The sequence below is a fragment of the Paenibacillus mucilaginosus 3016 genome, from assembly GCF_000250655.1.
Lineage (GTDB): Bacteria > Bacillota > Bacilli > Paenibacillales > NBRC-103111 > Paenibacillus_G > Paenibacillus_G mucilaginosus.
In genome coordinates this window covers 3,030,367-3,045,495 of sequence record NC_016935.1, presented here as the reverse complement: position 1 = coordinate 3,045,495, position 15,129 = coordinate 3,030,367, and the positions used below count along the sequence as shown (strand labels likewise).

Here is a 15,129-nt window from a genome sequence, read left to right as displayed (position 1 = left end):
GCTCAAGGATCATCCCTGGCGCGTTTGCAGTTCCTTTGCACACAAAAGAACCCTGTCCGGACCGAAGGTCCTGGCAGGGTTCTTTTGTATTATTTTTAAAAATATTATGGAGTGCTGCTGCTGTTGAATTCGTAATAGAAGCGCGGACGCTCCCCCAGCATCACCTGGTAGATCTCGTAGTTGCTCTTCATCGCGCCGGCCAGGAACGTCTTGTAGGGCCTGTCCGCCACATTGAGCAGACCGGAGTTGTAACGCTCCGCCCAATCGCCGATGCCCTGCCAGTACCTCCCCGTGCCGGCCTGGTCCACGTAATTGAACCAATGCACACCCACGACGTAGCTGAGGCTCGCCGCCCCTTCCACATAATTGCGGTAGCGCAGCTGCCGGTCGTTCTGGTTCAGCGCCGCACCCGGTACGAGAGGCTTCAGCCCCTGCTCCGCCGTTCCGTAGCCGAACTCGCTGAAGAGGATCGGCTTGCCGCCCGACTTGGCATGCACCTCGCTCAGCAGGTCGGTCTCCAGCTTCCGCGTATAGTAGTTGATGGAGATGACATCCATGTACTTGCCCGACGCCTCGGCCATGATCTCCCTCAGTTTCGTATCGTGGAAAGGCGTAGTGATCCAGCGGTCGCCGAGGAGCAGATGATTGCTGTCATACTTGCGGTAGATCCGCGAGACCGTACCGTAGAAGGTATCCATATAGAGCTCGAAGAAAGCGTTCATGTCATGCCATGAGGCCGAGCTCTTCAGGGGCAGCTCCTGCTCCTTCGCCTCTTCGAACGAGGCGAAGGCGGTTCCCCAGGCCGTATTGAATGCGGCGATCGTGCCGTACTTGGCCTCGAGCTCGCTCACCAGCTTCAGCTTGATGGCCGCCCTGCTTCCTTTGAGCCTAGGCACCTCCCGGCGGAACTTGTGGTAATCGTACTCGTTATCGAGAAAATACCCGATCAGCATCTCGTCGTTCTCATGCTGGGGCAGTACGGACGCGAAGGTCGCATCGATCTTCTGCTCCGCATCCGGAGCGAAGATATCGAACAGGGACAGTCCCGGTACGCGGGCCCAGTCCATCCAGCTCAGCGGCAGCATCCGCACATAAGGGAACGCATTCTTGCTCCCGTACTGCTCCGGCGAGAAGCTGCCCGCCGTATTGAAGCCCCAGTCCTTCAGCCGCCCCACAGCCTCCGTGTAGAGAGCGCTGCTGGTCGGGAACTGGCCCGTCTTGCGGTACTTGTTCGCCATGTAGTAGGAGAAGCTCCCCGGATCCCCCGGGACAAAGGCCTGCTGGTACTCCCCGTCCGACGGCGGAATCCACTCGAACTGCTCCTCCCGTCCCTCTACCTTAGTGAACGTCTCCAGGTTCGTCAGGCCGTTGACCCCGAGGCTGAAGAAGACGTTGCCCTCCGGCGTCTTCAGCACCTTCCGTCCCCCGGCATCGCCGACGGCGAAATAGCCCGTGGCCTCCAGGCCGAACCGTTCGGCGCTGCCGTCGAGCCCGCCGAAGCGGTCCCACTCCTCCGGCGGCGCCAGGCTGCCGTAATAGGCCTCGTCGGCAGCAGCGTCATTGCGAAGCTCCTGCTCGCTATGGACCCTGCCTGCGAAGGGGTTCGTACCGAGCTGTCCGAAGCGGTCCACCTTGATGGCATCCGATGCATTCAGGGTGTAGGTGCGCAGAGGGCTCGGCTTCAAGCCGTCCTTCACAGCGTAGGTCTGCAGCTTAGGGAAGCCCGTGAGCAGCAGCGGCTCCGAATAGCGCCGGTACGGCTGCTCCTCCCCAAGCCGGTAGAAGACCGCTGCACCCGGGGCAGCGGAAGACAGCTCCGCCACCAGTCCGCCGGCGGTCCGGGTGGAAGACAGCTGCACGGACGCCGTGCTGCGGTTCAGCGTCACCTCGGCAAGCTGCGAAGCCCACGGCTTGTCGGTGGACGCCGGCAGCTCGATCTTCAGGTAGCGGATCCCTTCCTCGGACGTTACGGCTTCGTAGAGGTAGCCGAGCCAGCCGCCGGCTGAAGAGTTCGTTCCATACGCCTCCGCTTCGATCGGCACGTAAACCGTGCCGTCCTTGGAGCCGTACAGCCGGAACTTGTCCCCTCCGGCAGCCACATACTTATACACCGTCATCGTCACGGAACGGATATCTTCGTCGGACCGGTAGATTACCCACCCTGCAGCGGTCGACGTCCGGGCCAGACGGCCGGTATCCCCGCCATAGTAATCCGGGTCGGTGCCGGTCAGATACACATTCGAGCGGGAATGGATTCGGCCCGTCGTCTCGAGCCCGTCGGTGAAGCCTTCCTTCACCTGAGGGGAAGAGAGCAGGAACGGTGCCGTCGCTCCGGACTCCCGGCTGCCGAGGAAGGTCATCCCGTCGGTTTCATTGACGAGCGCCAGGCTGATCTCCGTTAGCCCGTGCTGCCGGGCCTCCCGGGCATACGCCGTAATGTCGAACTGCAGCCAGCCGGATGGACCGTAATCCAGGGTTAGGCTGTCCAGCAGCTTCCCATAGGTCATTCCGGTGACGGTGGAGGGAGCCGGATCGTAGGCGGCTCCCGTTACGGTCGAGGATCCGGACACGGGCTGCTGTCCGTACACCGCCTCCGTTGTGCTGGAGGAGGACTGTCCATAAACCTCGTCTCCCACACTGGGGGGAGAGCTTCCTCCATAGACCGTCCCCCCTACCGATGAAGGAGGCGCGGCTCCATAGGCGGAGCCGGTCACGGTCAGCGGCTTGTTCGCATAGGTTAAGGTCCCCTCGGACCACGCCGGAGAGACCGAATACAGCTTCAGCGCTGCGGGCTGGCGGGAGCTGTCCGCCGCATACCCGTACACCTGCAGGGTGACCGTATCCCCTTCGCCGATGACCTCCGGCAGCCGGAACTTCAGATAAGCCTCCCTGCTCCGGAATTTCTTGAGCAGCAGCGTGTTCGTCTGCCCGTAGACGGCCTGGGGTACACCGCTGTCCACGAACCCGTCCTCGAAGACTTGTCCGATCCGGCCCTCATCCTCGGCCGGAAGGGGCACATAACGGTAGAGGGACACGCGGCTCGCCGCCGTCCCGGTCAGGACAGCACAGGTGCGCAGCTCCATATAGTCCAGGACGTCGATCGGCCCCCCGTAATGCCTGCGTGTGCGGGACGACCGGGGATCACTGCCGTCTGTCGTATAGTAGATCGTAACCCCTGGCGTCTCGGACCTAAGCACCACCTTGCTTCCGTAGGGAACGAGCCCTCCGGGCAGGGACGATTGAACGCTCCCCGGGCCGTTCAGAACCACCTTCCCCAGGGTGGGCGGCTCGCCGGCGGATCGGGCGTTATAACGAATTTGAAGATAATGCGCGTCTGGCGGGAGCCGATTCGCTTCATAGCTCACCGCCTGCAAGTACCCGCCGTTCTCATAGACACTAGCCGTAACCGGGCTGTATGTCATCCCGTCCGGGGATACATAGAAGGTGGGATGGCCGTGCCGGCCTCCCGCGGGCGAGTAATAAGCACTCACGGCAAAAGAACGAAGGGGATCCTTCGTCCTGTAAGTTACGTACTCCCCTCCGGAACCGCCGGGCACCGCACGTGTCGGGTCCTCCGCCGGATAGTCCGGAAAGCTTCGTAAACTCAGGGAATCGGAACGGTCGTACACCTTACTCCAATCGGTCAGGTCGTCGATCAGGACCGCGGCACCGGCCGCAGTCCCTCTGCCGGACATCGGCAGCAGCATGGCTAGCAGGCTGCACACCAGCAGCCAAAGCATCCAGTTACGAAACAATCCATTCAAAACAATCACTAGTTCATCCTTTCTCTCATCCACGTTGTCCGCGACACTAAGCCCGGATTCTTTTGCCTACATAGAACTTGCACCAGGTGCGGCTGTAGCGTACGCCCCGGATCTGCACATAGTCGTCATCATACCCTTGAATGATGCCGCTGCAGTCGAGCCGTCGCTCCGTCTCGGGCTGCGAGAGCCAGATGTGTACGGGCCGCTGAAACAGCGCAGCGGCAAAGAGTTCTGTGCCAGAGACCAATTCTTTGTAGTCCCTGCCCATGTAATTGGGATTTTTATACATATTATACCACCTCCACATGACAGTATGGCACAAGTTGAGGGCCACGGCAATTGTTGGCGCTTTCTTTAGGGAAACGCCAACAAAGCCAGGCCTCTTGTAAGGCGCTGACTTCGAATCGTAGGGCGAATGGATTGGGGCTGCTGGTACGATCTGGTAGTGTCATGTGTATAGTTACCCGCGGAAGGAGTAGATGAATCAGCCCAGTGAGTAAAAATTCCATTATTCGGAAGGGATATGTACTTGGTCCATAACAGTCCCAATCCAAATCCCATTCCCTGGTCAACCGAGTTTTGAAAAGGTATAGATTCCTGTTATCCCCCGCCATCCAGCACGGCTTTTCCGAGAAAGAAATCTGAAGAATAAAAATCTGAAGAATAAAAATCTGAAGAATAAAGCCACATCCCTCCGGTAAGTCCACGGCCTCTTCGAGCCACGGACCCCATCCAGGCACATCGGAACATGGAGCTGCAGGAGAGACAGCATCGGTCTGGCATTGGACATAGGCCGCTTGCTCCGGCTGTCGAACAGAAAGTTCCCGCCAAACCAGCTGACCCACCGACGCCATAGGGCGGGAACCTCCGATCACTGCGGGATCTTTTCTCCGCGGAACCGCAGGTGCCTTATGGGCCGATTGCCATTTCAATGGCCCGGAGGACGCTTTGTTTCCATAGCGCCCTCTTCCGTCCACTTTATTGACCCTTGATCGGAATCCGGATCGTGAACTCGGGGTCCGGATCGTACGGATTCTGGGACACCGGGTACACCTCGTAATGCGTGAGCTCCGTGTCCTTATTCAGGACGTAGCCCTGCTCCGAGATCCACTCGTAGATCAGCCGGTACGTCTCTTGGATGTCCTGTCCTTTGGCATGCCCGCATTCGGCATAGGCGAGGGTCGGGACGCTGATCTCCAGCATGCCTTCGGGAATCCCCGCCCCGGGAACCGTCTCCAGCACGGCATAGTGAACGAAGCCCTCCGCCTCGGGATGCGCGTGGTAGGAGAGGCCGAGCAGCTGCTCCGGGTTCACCTGACCCGCAATCTCACCGAGCCTCCCGCGCAGCTCCTGCTGAACGAGCCGGATGCCGCCTGCGGCCGCCTCCGCGAACGTGCCTTCCCACCGCAATCCAACCGCCCGAAACGCCGGCTTCTGAATCACTTGGGCTTCCAGTACTCTTGTCATGCTCCCGCCTCCCCGTGAACGTTTCCTGAACTATTCGATAAGCGCCCGGTGATTCCCTTTTTTTGTCATCCGTCGATTTTAAAAATAGAGGATAATGACGAACACCAGGGCAAGCACGAACCGGTAAACGGCGAACCACGAGAGGCTCAGACGCTTGATGAGATTCAGGAACGTGACGATCGCAAGCATCGCCACAAGGAACGCCGTGCCGAGTCCTGTCAGGAACAGCGGAAGATCGCCGATGGACAGAAACTCCCGGCTCTTGTACAGGTCGTAGGCGGATGCGGCGAACATGATCGGCACGGAGATGATGAAGGTGAACTCCGCCGCCGCCTTCTGGCTGGTCCCGAGCAGCATGCCGCCCGAGATGCTCGAGCCCGACCGGGAGAAGCCCGGCCAGATCGCCAGGCACTGGAACAGCCCGATGCCGAACGCCTGCTTGTAGGTGATGTCATCCATCGTCTCCGCAGTCACCCTTCCCCGGAAGCGGTCTGCGGCAATCATCAGCACGCCGCCGGCGACGAGTCCGATGAGCACGGGCGTCGGGCCGAAGAGGTGTTTTTTCATATATCCGTAGATTGTCAGTCCCGCCACCAAAAAAGGCACCAGCGCCGCTCCCACATGAAGCGGGTTCAGGCCAGGACGCTCCAGCATCCGCGGGGAAATCCGAAGGAAGCCGAAGAACCGCCTCCAGTACAGCACCAGCACCGCCAGCACCGCGCCGAACTGGATCACGACCTTGAAGGTCGAAGCCTTGTCCCCCTCGAACTCCAGCAGATGTCCCGTCAGAATCATATGCCCGGTAGACGAGACCGGCAGGAATTCGGTCAGCCCCTCGACGATGCCCATGATGACGGCTTTCCACAAATCACTCATGCTACTCTCCTTCTTCCCTCGTTACTGGATCTCTCTCTTCCGTACCTTCCTCTTCCGTATCTTCCTCTACTGGATCTTCCTCTACTGGATCTTCCTCTTACTGGATATCCGCACGCTTAAAATAGATCAGCGTCGCCACGAATCCCGCCAGGGAGGCGAGGCCGACCGCCAGGTACGAATAGTGGATCGGGTATGCGTCCACCTGTCCGCCGCCCGCAATCACCTGCACGGCCGACCAGGGGAAGAGCGCCTTATAGTCCCTATTGGCCAGCGCCACATTCCCCATCGTAATCACGGAGGTGAAGATGATCGTGGGAACGTAATTCTTGAACAGGAAGGTCACGAACATCGTCGGCGTGGACAAAAGAAACAGCAGGCCGCCCCCGGCCAAATACTGCCCGAGCGAATGAAGCAGCACGTCCGCGTCCAGGCCTTCGGCTCCGCCCAGCAGTCCGGCCGCCAGGGCCAGCACCCAGGCGGTCAGCGTCAGCACCGCAATCCAGAGGCAGAGCAGGAGCAGCTTGCTGACAATCAGGCTGGTCCGCGATACGGGAATCGTGAGCAGGTTCTTCAGCGTATCCTCCGTGTATTCGCGCTGGAACAGGTACGCGGTGATCACCCCGTAGAGCAGCGTCCCGATCAGCAGCATCACATACAGGTTCGTGTCCTCGAACACCTTGGCGAAGGTCACGGTTTCGCCCGGCCGCCTCATGTGGAAGTCCAGCAGCCCAAGGAACATCATCGCCGGGGCTGCGGCCGCCCCGATCAGGCTGACCAGGAACATGCGCGCCCGCTTCAGCTTCAGCAGCTCCGTATAGAGCAGATTAACCAAAGCTTCCTCCTCCAATCTTCCTCACAAAATAATCCTCGAGCCTGTCCTCGCTCACCGTCATCCCCGTTACTTCGATGCCGTGCTCGACGAACAGCTTGTTGATCTTCCCTTGCTCCCCGATGTGGGAGTAGATGCGGATGCGTCCCTCATCCCCCACTTCATAATCGTGGATGTGCCGGAATTTCTCGAGCAGCATGGCCGCCTTCGTGTCGCTCGACACCTGGAATTCGAGATACCGCCGGTTCTGGCGCCGGAGCTCCTCCAGGGATATCTCCTCGAGCAGACGTCCGTGGTGGATGACGCCGATCCGGTCGGCGAGCTGCTCGACCTCCGGCAGGATGTGGCTTGAGATCAGGATCGTGATCCCACGCTCCCGGGCCAGCGAGGAGATCAGCCGGCGGATCTCCTTGATCCCGATCGGATCGAGTCCGTTCGTCGGCTCGTCGAGGATCAGCAGCTCCGGATGATGCAGGATGCTCCGGGCGATGCCGAGCCTCTGCTTCATGCCGAGTGAATAGGAGCCGACCCGCTTCTTCGTCTCGCCCAGGAGGCCGACCGTCTCCAGGGCTTCTTCAACCGCATTCTTCTTATGTACGCCCATCAGCCTGGCATTGACCGCCAGATTCTCCCGTGCCGTCAGGTTCTCGTAGAAGCCGGAGAACTCGACGATCGACCCGATCCTCCGCAGGATCTCCTTCTGCTTCTCCTGCAGCCGTTCGCCGAAGATTTCGATCTCTCCCTGCGAAGGGCGGATCAGGCCGAGCAGCATGCGGATGGTGGTTGTTTTACCCGCCCCGTTCTGTCCGAGGAACCCGTAGATCCGGCCCTGCTCCACGTGCATGTTCAGACGGTCCACCGCTCTCTGCTTACCGTAGATCTTGCTCAGCTCCGTCGTGCGGATGACAGTGCCCATGCGGCGCCTCCTCTCCTTCGTGTGGATATCCACCGTTACTTCATCATCATAACGGGCAGAGTTTAAGCCCCGCTTATCGAGTTCTTACCATTTCCTTAACCGGCCGCTCCAGCTGGCAGCAGGGCATCACTGTACGGCACACGGCGGACCGTCAAGGCTGCTCCGCGCGTCGGAAAGCCAGCATAAACACCGTACGCACCCCCGGCTCGCTCTCGGCCCGGAGTCTTCCCCCGTTCTTCTCCGCCAGCGCCCGGGCGATTGCAAGACCAAGTCCGCTCCCTCCGTCGCGGGACGATCTCGAACGGTCCCCCCGGTAGCTGCGCTCGAAGATGTGCGGCAGCTCTTCCGCCGGGATGCCCGGCCCCCGGTCCCAGACCTGCAGCCGGTATTCCCCGTCCTCCGCCGCCAGCTCCACGCCCAGGACGCCGCCTTCCCCGCCGTACCGCAGCGCGTTCTCCAGCAGATTCGAGAGAATGCGCTGCAGGCTGAGGCGGTCGGCCGTGATCCGGCAGCCCTCCTCCGGCAGACGGACCTGCAGCTCGATCCCCCGCTTCTGGAGCTCGGGGAGCCGGGAGATCAGCGCCTCCCGGGCTTCCTCGGCGAAGTCAAGCGGCTCGGGGCGCAGGGGCAGATCGTCCGCGTCGAGCTTCGCGAGATGGAACGTCTCATCGACGAGACGCTTCAACGCATACGCCTTCCGGGAGAGGATCGCCACATATTCCTCCCGCTCCCCGGGGGTCGGCGCCATCCCGTCCCGCAGCGCATCGACGTAGCCGATCATCGACGTGAGAGGGGTTCGGATATCATGCGAAATGTTCGCGAGCAGGCTCTTCCTTGCGGCCTCGGACCGGATCGAGCGGGCCTGCACCTCCGCCAGGCGCTCGATGAGCCCGTTCACCGCGAAGACGGCCTCGTTCCATACGGCATCCCCGCCGGCCAGCAGCCGGGCGCCGCCGTGGCCCGCCAGGACGCGGTGCAGTTCGGCTGTCAGGCCCTTCAGGCGGGCGGTATAACGGAGACTGCTCCGCAGTAGTAGCAAGGAGACCGTCACGACCACAGCCCACAGGACGCCCCGAAGGAGCCCCGCCGGCCCGTTCCAGCCCCAGCCCCCGGCCTCGGTGAACAGCAGTCCCCCGGCGGCCGTCAGCTGCAGGAGGGGCAGCAGCCCTTCGTTACGCTTCATGAGGCTCACCTGCGAATTTGTACCCGATTCCCCATACGGTCTGGATGCGTTTCGGGTCGGACGGGTCGTCTTCGATTTTGAGACGGAGCTTGCGGATATGCACCATCACGGTATTGTCATCTTCGAGATACTCGCTGTCCCACACCTGCCGGAACAGCTGGGTTTTCGTGAACACCTGGTGGGGGTGCGAGGCGAACAGCTTCAGGAGCTGGAACTCCTTGGCGGTGAGGTTTACCTCGTGCCCGTCCTTGGTTACCGTATAGGTCCGGGTATCGACCGTCAGATTCCGGAAGCGCAGTACGGCATGATCGCGGCTCCCGCCCCCGCCGGCGTCCGCCTCACTGCCCAGCACTCTGAAGCGGCGCAGCTGCGCCTTCACCCTGGCCATCACCTCGTGGATGCTGAACGGCTTCGTGATATAATCATCGGCCCCCATACTGAGGCCGAGCACCTTGTCGATCTCCTGATCCTTGGCGGTCAGCATGAGGATCGGCACGTTCGAGACGGCGCGGATGCGCCGGCACACCTCCACGCCGTCCAGACCCGGCATCATCAGGTCCAGCAGAACCAGACTGTACGTCTGCCCCCCGAACCGTCGAAGCGCCTCCTCCCCGTCTGCGGCCAGATCTACGCGGCACCTTTCCCGCTCCAGATAGAGCCTGAGCAGCTCCCGGATTTCTTTCTCGTCATCGGCGACAAGCACCCGAACTTCTTCCATCGTTCCTCACCTGTTCCTTTTCTCTCTAGTGCGTCACAGCCATCCGGCCTTCACCGCAATGATCCTAAGGGCAGACGGTAGATCCCGCCCAAATGTTTCAATTCCGGTACTTTTCCCCCCGGAGATCCCGCCCGTCCCGCGATTTTCCCTTTCCTTCCTGTCCCTTTGGGGGTGGAGGAGGTATAATAGAGGAACATTCATTCTTACTTTCTCACATCATTACATGCACAACAGGAGGATTTCCCTTATGCCCAGCGGAATGCTGCAAGGCCTTGCCCACCGGTACGAAGCGCCGGTTCAGTATAGATTGAAGCTCGACGATACCGAAATCCCCCTCAACGACTGGATCGGTGAGACGCTCCACATCCAGTTCACGGGAGAGATCCGCTGTGTTCACTGCTCGCGGAAGATCAAGAAAACCTATAACTCCGGCTACTGCTATCCCTGTTTTACCGAGCTGGCCGAGAACGATCTCTGCATCGTGAAGCCTCATGAATGCCACTTCGATCAGGGGACCTGCCGGGACCCCGAGTTCGCGCAGACCTACTGCATGGTTCCGCACTATGTCTATCTTGCGGTGAGCAGCGGCCTGAAGGTCGGCCTGACGCGCAAGGGCAACCAGATGAAGCGCTGGACCGACCAGGGCGCGATGCAGGCGATTCCGCTGGCGGAGCTGCCGACACGGAAGCTCGCCGGCGAGCTCGAATTCGAGCTGAGCAAGCACGTGATGGACAAGACCGACTGGCGCAAAATGCTCAAGGGCCAGGTCGACGAGATCGACCTGCTGCGGAGCCGGCAGGAGATTCTGGCCTACGTGCCCGAAGCGTTCCGTCCGTATCTGCTGGATGACGAGGAGGTACATGAGTTCGTGTATCCCCAGCTCCAGTCACCCGAAAAGATCAAGACCTACGATCTGGCCAAGGCTCCGCTCATCACGGACCGGCTCATCGGGATCAAGGGCAATTACCTGATCTTCGAAGGGGCCGTTCTCAATGTCAAAAAATTCAGCGGCTACAAGGTGAATATCGACATCGCAGCCCCGGTGCCTGCCGAGGAGGCCGAAGACCAGCTCGTATTCTAAAGACTGTTCTCATCCTGCCATCGTATCATCCATGATCTGCAGAGCCCGGAATGAAACAGCCCCCGATGCATCCCATCGGGGGCTGTTTTGCTTGACATGAACAAAGCAGGGAAGAAGCGAACCGCCTCCGCTCTTCCCGCTTCGCATCCTCTGAACAGGCATGTGAACCGGGAGGTGTCGAGGAACAGCAGCTTTTGAAGCCGCTCCGTACCGCCTATTCCTTCCGAAGCTTCAACACCACATACCAGATCGCCAGCAGGAGGGGCACAGCGAACGTTCCTAACCAACCGATGGCTGGCGCATACGTTACGTACTTTCTGCCAAACAGGGCAAACATCATCAACAGGATGATGGCGAACGGGGCTGCTTTGACCGCCGTATCGAATTTCATGCCGTACCTCCTTTGGGCAAGCAGGGGGAAGCTGTTGAGGTTTCTGGGGGATTCCCTTACGTAACAGGACAAAATGGGAACCATTTACTGTCAAATGCGAAGGGTTTTCTTCCGGCTCCCGCTGTCCTATCCTCCCGGTCCCGCAAAAGTATCCTACCGGGTACTGCCCCTTCCCTTCATCCCCATGCCATAATGACGGAGTCAGCCGGTAATTGACCGGCTGAGCGCAGGATGAAGGAGGACATCATAACCATGAACCCGCTTACCGAAACCAAGGCCCCTTCGGCCCTTCCCAAAGAAACCCGTATCGGCAGCTCCCTGGCCGCTTTCCGCCAGGATCCGCTTGAGTTTATGACGCAGCTGCACCGCACTTACGGCCACGCGGCCGTCTTCCGGCTAGGCCCCCAGCGCTTCCATGCTTTGTTCCACCCGGATCTGCTCAAGGAGGTGTTCGTTACTAAGGCCGACTCCTTCACCAAAGCCGGCACCTTCGACGAGCTCAAACGGCTGACCGGCGAAGGACTTGTGCTCAGCCAGGGCGAGTTCCACCAGCGGCAGCGCCGCATTCTGCAGCCCAAACTGACGCGCACCCAGATTCAGCGGTTCGCGGACAATATGGCCGCCAGCACCCTCACGAGGCTGGACAGCTGGAAGGACGGGGACACCCGGGACCTCACGCACGATCTGTTCGCCATTACCTTCGACATTATCGCCAGCACCATGTTCAGCTATGATTCCCGCAGCGAGCTCGACATGATCGGGCAAGCCTTCGACTCCGTCAACCGGATCGCCTCGGAGAAGATCCGGCAGCTCGTCCGGCTGCCCCTGTTCGTCCCCACCCGGCAGAACCGCGAATACACGGGGGCGCTGCGCACGCTCGATGATATCGTGTTCCGGCTGATCGGGGAGCGCCGGGCCCAGGGACCCGGGTCCCGGCAGGATCTGCTCTCCGCCCTGATGTCCGCCGTGGACGAGCAGGACGGCTCCGGCATGACCGACCGCCAGCTGCGTGACGAGATCATGACGATGTTCCTCGCCGGACATGAGACGTCGGCCCATACGCTGGCGTGGGCCTTCGACTTCCTCATGCGTCATACCGAAGTGGAAACCAAGCTCCTCGAGGAATGGGAGCGCGTCCTGGGCGGCCGGCTGCCGGCTGCGGACGATTACCCCGCGCTCGAGTATACGCAGAATGTCCTCTGGGAGACGCTCCGGCTGCGGCCTGCCGGGTATATTACCAGCCGGACGGCACTGGAGGACGTGGTGATCGGTCCGCTGTCCCTGCGCCAGGGAGAAGTGATTATGATCAGCCCCTACCCGCTGCATACGAGCGACAAGTACTTCGACGCCCCGCTGGCCTTCCGGCCGGAGCGGTTCGAGAACGGGCTCCTGAAGTCGCTGCCGCAGATGGCTTACTTCCCGTTCGGTGCCGGACCGAGGTCCTGCATCGGCAATCACTTCGCGATGCTGGAGATGGTGCAGATTCTCGTCGTCATCGGCCAGCGGTACCGGCTCCGCCATGTGCCCGGCCATCCGCCGGCCGTCCCTGAGGCGCTGCTCACGCTTGCCCCGAAGGGAGGCATCCGCGTTACCGCCGAGCGGCGTCAGCGCTAAGGACCGGCTCACTCCCCGAGCAGCAGGCCGGCAAGCTGGATGCGCTTCGTGATTCCGAGCTTGGCGTAGACGGATTTGAGGTGCTTCTTCACCGTCACCTCCGAGATATACAGCCTCGCGCCGATCTCCGGGTTGGAGCAGCCGCCGAGCACGAGCCCCGCGACTTCGCGTTCCCGCTCCGTCAGCTTCTCCCACAGCGGGGAGGGACCGGCGGCTTCTCCGCCGCTGCCGCCCGCTTCCGCAGACGACGCGGTCTCGGCAGAGGTCTTCGCCGCATCCGGCTTGCCGAGCAGCCCTTCGAAGAAGGAGCGGAGCTTGGCGCCTCTGGCATCGAGCACATAGGTTGGAGCAGGCGTGACGCCGTCATAGTTCCGGTGCTCGGCCTGGGGCACCTCGCTGAACCCGAAGCCAATGTAGGCCTTGCGGGTAATCTCCGTAGGATAAGGCTAGCAGATGAGGATGCCGCCCCGGCCGATATACGAATAGATGAGATAGACCCCTTCCGTGCGTACGGCCGGATTCATGAGGTCGGCATAATCCGAGCACCGCAGGAACCAGCCGGCCGGGCGCTCCGGCGGAGCTTCCAGCGCCCGCAGCTCGCCCGGGGACAGCGACCGGAGATACGGGCCGCAGAAAGGGTCCCTGGTCAGCCAGGTCAGGGTCCCCTTGTGGATGGGGATGTTCACGGACAGAGCCTGAGTTCCCCCTTCCGCATCCCGCAGCAGCTGAATGGATGACGGCTCGAGCCGGAACACCTCCTCGAGGTCCAGGCCGGCCGAATTGTACCTGACCGCTTCCGCCGAGTAATCGATGCGGAAGCTTTGGCCGGTCTGGGGATCGGTCTCCCAGCCCCGGATCGCCGTCATGCTGCTCCTCCGTCCCTCAAGATAGGCGAGAGCATCCCCGAGCGAGGATTCCGTCACCGTCTCCCAGTAGTACCGGCTGCGGGAGCGCTCGGCCGTCAGGGCCGGCAGCACCTCTACCCCGGCATGGCGGAACAGCTCGCCAACCTCCCAGTCCATATTCTTTCTTCCGGAGGCGGCGATGATCTCATCGGCATAGTAGGCCGCGATCCGGTCCTTGATCTGCCGGTGCAGCTTCGGCGCCCGCTCCCTGAGCCGGGCCTCCGTCGTCTCCCGCATCAAGTCGTGCAGCTGCCAGCCTCTCTCCGACTTGCGGACGAAGGATAGCCCGGTCAGCCGGTCGAATACCTCGGCCGGCACCTCGGCCTCCAGGCTCGACGAGAGGAGCTCCTGGTCGAACACCCGCAGCACCGAAGCCGCTTCAACCAGCTTCCGCAGCTCCCCGTCCGGGACTTCCCGGAGCCAGAGGGCCGCCACCTCCGCGAACCAGTCGAGCGGCGCGGCTTCTTCCCAGCTCCCGCTGAGGGCATGGGCGGCTGCCGCCAGCGACAGGGACAGCGGGTGGCCGTGCGTCTGGCGCCAGACCCGCTCCTTCTGCTCTTCCTCCCGCACCCCGCACTGCTCCAGGTAGCGCATGCAGTCGGGCCTGGAGAGGTGCTCCACCGGCAGCTGGCGGACACGCTCCCTCCAAGCAGGCGATCTCATCCACCCGCTGCCGAGGGCAAGCCGTCCGGCCAGCAGCACCAGTGCCCCTTCGGGCAGCCACGGGAGCAGACGGTCGCGGAGCAGCGCCTCGATGTCCTGCATCTCCTCGAACGTATCGAACGCCAGGATCAGCCGGCGGTCCGCCGGCAGGCGTTCGAGCGCCGCCAGCCAGCCCATTCTTGCAGGCTGCAGCGCAGCAGCCTGCGGATCCGAACCTGCCGGCGTCACCCCCTGCAGCTGCCGGAGCAGCGCTTCGAAGAGCCCCTGCTCCGTATGCACAAAGTCGCGGCTGTCGAGCAGCAGGGCCGTCTCCCCCTTCTCCTCCGCCTCCCGGAGGAACTGGCGGAGGAGCGTGCTTTTGCCTACCCCGCCTGTGCCGTACAAGTGCAGGATCGTCAGCGGTCCCACACCCTCACCAGCGCCCCGGCGCCGCTCAAGCAGCGCGCGAAAAAGCTCCATTTCCCGTTCCCTGCCTACGATAAACTCCGACTCACGGTCGGCAATCCGGTTCGTTCCTTGCGGCATTCTCTTCACCCGTATTCCTGATTTGGTAGCCACAGTATATCAGAAAATTTCCCGGTCCAGGAGACGATTTCCATGTTTTGTTAAAAGATTCACAGAAGCGGGCCGCAGCAGAAAAGCCGGGCACTCCGCCACGCCATAGAGCATAAACCGGATACCGCCTCGCAAGTGCCCGGTGAATCCGCAGGGGTAACCCCAGA

13 protein-coding genes are annotated in these 15,129 nt (G+C 61.5%); 2 read left to right on the top strand and 11 right to left on the bottom strand.

The window, feature by feature from the left end; genetic code table 11:
* Positions 1-104 precede the first annotated feature (104 nt).
* From PM3016_RS13010 to PM3016_RS12975, 8 genes are all read right to left on the bottom strand, one after another.
* Positions 105-3,773 (bottom strand): CBM96 family carbohydrate-binding protein, encoded by a 3,669-nt coding sequence (locus tag PM3016_RS13010; protein WP_014369788.1) that lies wholly within the window; start codon positions 3,771-3,773, stop codon positions 105-107.
* Positions 3,774-3,810: 37 nt separating this feature from the next.
* The gene (locus PM3016_RS13005; RefSeq protein ID WP_013916055.1) at positions 3,811-4,053 is read right to left on the bottom strand and encodes a hypothetical protein; all 243 of its coding nucleotides are present in this window, start codon (positions 4,051-4,053) and stop codon (positions 3,811-3,813) included.
* 689 nt (positions 4,054-4,742) lie between these two features.
* Positions 4,743-5,231, bottom strand: coding sequence for a GyrI-like domain-containing protein (locus PM3016_RS13000; protein WP_014369787.1), 489 nt, complete (start codon positions 5,229-5,231; stop codon positions 4,743-4,745).
* Positions 5,232-5,309: 78 nt separating this feature from the next.
* A complete protein-coding gene (locus PM3016_RS12995) occupies positions 5,310-6,107 on the bottom strand; it encodes an undecaprenyl-diphosphate phosphatase (RefSeq protein WP_014369786.1) in 798 nt (265 codons plus the stop codon).
* Positions 6,108-6,204: 97 nt separating this feature from the next.
* On the bottom strand, positions 6,205-6,939 hold the full coding sequence (locus PM3016_RS12990; protein ID WP_014369785.1) for an ABC transporter permease: 735 nt from the start codon (positions 6,937-6,939) through the stop codon (positions 6,205-6,207).
* Positions 6,932-7,852, bottom strand: a complete 921-nt coding sequence (locus tag PM3016_RS12985) for an ABC transporter ATP-binding protein (protein ID WP_014369784.1) — start codon at positions 7,850-7,852, stop codon at positions 6,932-6,934. The genes PM3016_RS12990 and PM3016_RS12985 overlap by 8 nt, the downstream gene beginning before the upstream one ends.
* 151 nt (positions 7,853-8,003) lie before the next feature.
* Positions 8,004-9,035, bottom strand: coding sequence for a sensor histidine kinase (locus PM3016_RS12980; RefSeq protein WP_014369783.1), 1,032 nt, complete (start codon positions 9,033-9,035; stop codon positions 8,004-8,006).
* The gene (locus tag PM3016_RS12975; RefSeq protein WP_014369782.1) at positions 9,025-9,753 is read right to left on the bottom strand and encodes a response regulator transcription factor; all 729 of its coding nucleotides are present in this window, start codon (positions 9,751-9,753) and stop codon (positions 9,025-9,027) included. The genes PM3016_RS12980 and PM3016_RS12975 overlap by 11 nt, the downstream gene beginning before the upstream one ends.
* A 247-nt stretch (positions 9,754-10,000) precedes the next feature.
* Here PM3016_RS12975 and PM3016_RS12970 point away from each other — a divergent pair, with 247 nt between their 5' ends.
* Positions 10,001-10,834, top strand: coding sequence for a DUF2797 domain-containing protein (locus PM3016_RS12970; protein ID WP_014369781.1), 834 nt, complete (start codon positions 10,001-10,003; stop codon positions 10,832-10,834).
* A gap of 214 nt (positions 10,835-11,048) precedes the next feature.
* Here PM3016_RS12970 and PM3016_RS38605 read toward each other — a convergent pair whose 3' ends face one another.
* Complete coding sequence (locus PM3016_RS38605) at positions 11,049-11,225, bottom strand: hypothetical protein (RefSeq protein WP_014369780.1); 177 nt, start codon at positions 11,223-11,225, stop codon at positions 11,049-11,051.
* A gap of 252 nt (positions 11,226-11,477) precedes the next feature.
* On the opposite strand from PM3016_RS38605, the gene PM3016_RS12965 reads away from it, so the two are divergent.
* Positions 11,478-12,839 (top strand): cytochrome P450, encoded by a 1,362-nt coding sequence (locus PM3016_RS12965; protein ID WP_014369779.1) that lies wholly within the window; start codon positions 11,478-11,480, stop codon positions 12,837-12,839.
* Between the two features lie 8 nt (positions 12,840-12,847).
* On the opposite strand, the gene PM3016_RS40740 is transcribed toward PM3016_RS12965, so the two are convergent.
* Complete coding sequence (locus PM3016_RS40740) at positions 12,848-13,231, bottom strand: helix-turn-helix domain-containing protein (protein WP_274379998.1); 384 nt, start codon at positions 13,229-13,231, stop codon at positions 12,848-12,850.
* 54 nt (positions 13,232-13,285) lie between these two features.
* On the bottom strand, positions 13,286-14,932 hold the full coding sequence (locus PM3016_RS12960; RefSeq protein WP_238540502.1) for an AAA family ATPase: 1,647 nt from the start codon (positions 14,930-14,932) through the stop codon (positions 13,286-13,288).
* Positions 14,933-15,129 lie beyond the last annotated feature (197 nt).

Bases quoted from the DNA above. Each gene is read 5' to 3' on its own strand.
- PM3016_RS13005 (WP_013916055.1), bottom strand. From the start codon at position 4,053: ATGTATAAAAATCCCAATTACATGGGCAGGGACTACAAAGAATTGGTC.
- PM3016_RS13000 (WP_014369787.1), bottom strand. From the start codon at position 5,231: ATGACAAGAGTACTGGAAGCCCAAGTGATTCAGAAGCCGGCGTTTCGG.
- PM3016_RS12995 (WP_014369786.1), bottom strand. From the start codon at position 6,107: ATGAGTGATTTGTGGAAAGCCGTCATCATGGGCATCGTCGAGGGGCTG.
- PM3016_RS12985 (WP_014369784.1), bottom strand. From the start codon at position 7,852: ATGGGCACTGTCATCCGCACGACGGAGCTGAGCAAGATCTACGGTAAG.
- PM3016_RS12980 (WP_014369783.1), bottom strand. From the start codon at position 9,035: ATGAAGCGTAACGAAGGGCTGCTGCCCCTCCTGCAGCTGACGGCCGCC.
- PM3016_RS12975 (WP_014369782.1), bottom strand. From the start codon at position 9,753: ATGGAAGAAGTTCGGGTGCTTGTCGCCGATGACGAGAAAGAAATCCGG.
- PM3016_RS12970 (WP_014369781.1), top strand. From the start codon at position 10,001: ATGCCCAGCGGAATGCTGCAAGGCCTTGCCCACCGGTACGAAGCGCCG.
- PM3016_RS38605 (WP_014369780.1), bottom strand. From the start codon at position 11,225: ATGAAATTCGATACGGCGGTCAAAGCAGCCCCGTTCGCCATCATCCTG.
- PM3016_RS12965 (WP_014369779.1), top strand. From the start codon at position 11,478: ATGAACCCGCTTACCGAAACCAAGGCCCCTTCGGCCCTTCCCAAAGAA.
- PM3016_RS12960 (WP_238540502.1), bottom strand. From the start codon at position 14,932: ATGCCGCAAGGAACGAACCGGATTGCCGACCGTGAGTCGGAGTTTATC.